The 734-nt window shown below is 42.6% G+C and carries 2 protein-coding genes; one reads left to right on the top strand and one right to left on the bottom strand.

Translation table 11 applies throughout. The features are described from left to right. Nucleotides 1-74 precede the first annotated feature (74 nt). Nucleotides 75-311 (bottom strand): transcriptional regulator, encoded by a 237-nt coding sequence (locus HMPREF3052_RS03270; protein WP_070748499.1) that lies wholly within the window; start codon nt 309-311, stop codon nt 75-77. A 132-nt stretch (nt 312-443) separates the two neighbouring features. Between HMPREF3052_RS03270 and HMPREF3052_RS03265 the strand changes: the two genes are divergently transcribed. Continuing rightward, nucleotides 444-734 (top strand): helix-turn-helix domain-containing protein (locus HMPREF3052_RS03265; protein WP_141756600.1); only part of this gene is annotated, 291 nt, incomplete at its 3' end.

Below are 734 nucleotides of genomic sequence, written 5' to 3'. Positions count from 1 at the left end.
AATCAGCCGTCTGTCTTTCTTTGACAGGCGGTTTCTGTTCTGCTTCTTCATTTTTTTCCTTTCCTTTCTTTTGGTTATTCACTTTTTCGCTGCTTTTTTGCCAATTCAGGCCAAATCTTTTCCCAATCATCAGGGAACATCTCTTGCCGTGTTACTGCCCCGTTTGTAGCCTTTTCAATCGCTGCCGCTGACTGAACCGGCACACTTCTGACGCCTCGCGCAATCTGATTAATAAATGCTGGTGCAATACCAGTCTTTTTTGCTAAGTAAGATTGATTCCCGCGAATAGCGCAATATTCAATTAAGTTCATATTTCAACCTTGCTATATTCAACGTAGCGATAGTTTAGCAAAGCTATTTTCAAAAAGCAAGCAAAATAGTAGCATTGTTATATATAGCGTTGCTTTAAAATATAACTAATTGATTTAGCTGGGAGTAAGAAAATGAGCAGACTTGATAAAGTGAAAGAATTGATTGAAAAACGGTTTAATGGCAGTCAAGCAGAGTTTGCCCGAGCCATAGAAAAAGCACCGGCACAGGTCAATCAGTGGCTTAACGGTTATCGGAATATAGGCAATGGCGCGGCGGCTCAAATTGAGGACGTGCTATCCCTGCCGCGTGGGTGGCTTGATAGCAAAGAGGAATTTAGACAGCCTGAATCAAACGCTACCGTAATTGGCACGTTGGACGTTTGGGACAGCAAGACGCCGTTATCGGCTGATGATTGTGAAGTC

The sequence above is a fragment of the Neisseria sp. HMSC056A03 genome (assembly GCF_001815685.1).
Lineage (GTDB): Bacteria > Pseudomonadota > Gammaproteobacteria > Burkholderiales > Neisseriaceae > Neisseria > Neisseria subflava.
This window is presented reverse-complemented; position numbering and strand designations above follow the sequence as displayed.